Source organism: Enterovibrio paralichthyis (assembly GCF_019209835.1).
Taxonomy (GTDB): Bacteria; Pseudomonadota; Gammaproteobacteria; order Enterobacterales; family Vibrionaceae; genus Enterovibrio; species Enterovibrio paralichthyis.
Genome location: NZ_JAHUTS010000058.1, coordinates 1 through 2,432, shown reverse-complemented (window position 1 = coordinate 2,432; position 2,432 = coordinate 1). Strand labels below are relative to the sequence as shown.

General features: G+C 42.3%; 2 protein-coding genes. One reads left to right on the top strand and one right to left on the bottom strand.

The features are described 5' to 3' along the window. Positions 1–269: 269 nt before the first annotated feature. On the bottom strand, positions 270–1,472 hold the full coding sequence (tet(59), locus tag KU854_RS24630; RefSeq protein WP_001031679.1) for a tetracycline efflux MFS transporter Tet(59): 1,203 nt from the start codon (positions 1,470–1,472) through the stop codon (positions 270–272). An 80-nt stretch (positions 1,473–1,552) separates the two neighbouring features. Here tet(59) and tetR point away from each other — a divergent pair, with 80 nt between their 5' ends. Continuing rightward, positions 1,553–2,155: a tetracycline resistance transcriptional repressor TetR gene (gene tetR / locus KU854_RS24625; protein WP_000113092.1), complete on the top strand. Its 603-nt coding sequence runs from the start codon at positions 1,553–1,555 to the stop codon at positions 2,153–2,155. Positions 2,156–2,432: the final 277 nt, after the last annotated feature.

Genomic DNA, 2,432 nt, shown 5'->3' with positions numbered 1-2,432 from the left:
TAAATTTTCAGCGTTGCTGGCTCCCCGTCAGCCGGATTGGGTTGCATCGCAGGGGTGTCGAAAGAGTCAACTGCGGTCCAAAGCTGTTGGACTTGGGTGAAAAGGGCGTTTATTCTTCCTATACGTTCATTAGGTCATCTAGCCTTTCTTCCGCAGGTTTTGTTCTTGGTTTTTTAGGGGGTAATGTCATAGGGTTTGTCTCTTAATATCTTGTGCTAAAAGCAAATCTGATAGGGGTATCATAGCACTTAATATTGATATGCTAAAACTTAGCTCGCTGGTAGCTTCGCTATTTTAACTATCTTTTTGGTGCTTCTATAAAAAGATAAAATAAATACAATCAATAAAACATACATTATCGCACCAATCATCCATATCCAGCCATCCCAACTTGCCAGTGTTTGACCAAAAATAAAGCTAAATAATAATGGGCCGATCACCCCCGTCGTATTGGTTAAGCTGACTAGAACGCCTTGTAGCTTACCTTGGTTAGTTTGATTGACTTGAGCTGACATTAACCCCTGTAAGGCTGGTAGCGCAATACTGCCGCCGGCGAGTAAGATTAATGTAGGGTAAATCATCCAACCCTTTGTCAATAATGACAAAATAATGAATGCTGCTCCATCAACAACAAAGCCCACAATAATCGTCACTTTTTCATTGAATTTCTTGGCGATTGCGCCCGCTACAAATGCTTGGAACAAGGCATGCATGATGCCTAACCCCGCTAAAGATAGGCCGATCTCCATACTGCCCCATTGAAAACGATGTTCCGTAAATAACACCCATGTCGTTGCTGGAATTTGCCCTATCATTTGAGTCATAAAAAAGATAAATAACAATAGTATGACTGGCTTGATCACTTGCAGGAAAGGTCGCGAATTTTCTGCTGTTTCTGTGGTGTTTTTTTCAGTATTTTTGATTTTATTATCTTTAAATATCAACATAATAACTAAAAAAGAGAGCGCATTTAAAATGGCAGCAATAATAAAAGGAAGATGAGCTGAGAATTGCCCTGTAAAGCCGCCAATTGCAGGGCCAGAGATTAACCCGACACCAAAAGCCGCCCCTAAGCGTCCAAACCACTTAGTACGCTCTTGTGAAGCAGTATTGTCAGCAATAACAGAAGCGGCGACCGCACCTGTTGCGCCAGTAACTCCAGAAATTAATCGCCCAACGTATAGCATCCAAAGTGAGCTAGATAATGCAAGCAAAGTGTAATCCACAGCAGCGCCTGCAAGAGATAGTAGTAATATTGGTCGGCGCCCGAATTTATCAGACCATTTGCCAAGTAGAGGAGCAAAAAAAACCTGCATGATGGCATACAGTGCCAGCAGGATACCGTAATGATTTGCTAAATTTTCAGCCGACACGTATTCACGTAACAATGTAGGCAATACAGGCATGATCAAGCCGATCCCCATAGCATCTAGGGCGGTGATCGTTAAAGCGGTGATCGCAAATTTATTCATCGTTTTTTCTCTATCATTGATAGAGTTGGAATATATCCCTATCAGTGATAGAGTGTCAATAGAAAAAAAGAGAGGGCAGTATGGCGCGATTAGATAAAGAAACCATCATCACAGTGGCATTAGAGTTGCTAAATGAAGTGGGAATGGAAGGGCTGACAACGCGAAAACTAGCTCAAAAACTGGGCGTAGAGCAGCCTACACTATATTGGCATGTGAAGAACAAGCGCACATTGTTGGATGCATTATCTGTTGAAATGCTAAAGCGTAATCATCGTCATTCATTACCCGCAGTTGGGGAAACGTGGCAACAATTTTTACGTAATAATGCATTGAGCTTTCGTGATGCATTATTAAGTTACCGTGATGGCGCAAAAGTGCATTTAGGGACTCGCCCGAGTTCAGACCAATATGACACCGTAGAAATGCAGTTGCAGTTTATGGTGGACAATGGTTTTTCATTAAAATGTGGGTTATATGCAATAAGCGCGGTTGGTCATTTTACGTTAGGTTCTGTGTTAGAGCAGCAAGAACATATCGCAGCACTTAATGATAGGCAACAAATAGCAGATGATACGATGCCTCGACTATTAAAAGATGCTTTGCAAATTATGGATCAAGATGATGGCACAGAGGCTTTTTTATTTGGTTTAGAAGCATTGATTAATGGTTTCGAAAAGCAGTGATAAGGTGTCTGTGTTTTTAGGCTCGCACAATAGGGGGGATTTGTGCGAGTGGTGGATTTATTTAGAACATTGTTTTTCAATTTGGCGTTTTTGTTCTACCAATTTTTTAGCTGTTGCCATCGCGAGTTGTTCATCGGCTTGCATTTTTGCTAAACACAGTATTGCAAGGACGCGGAACATGCCTCATGTGGCGGCCAGGACGGCCAGCCGGGATCGGGATACTGGTCGTTACCAGAGCCACCGACCCGAGCAAACCCTTCTCTATCAGATCGTTGAC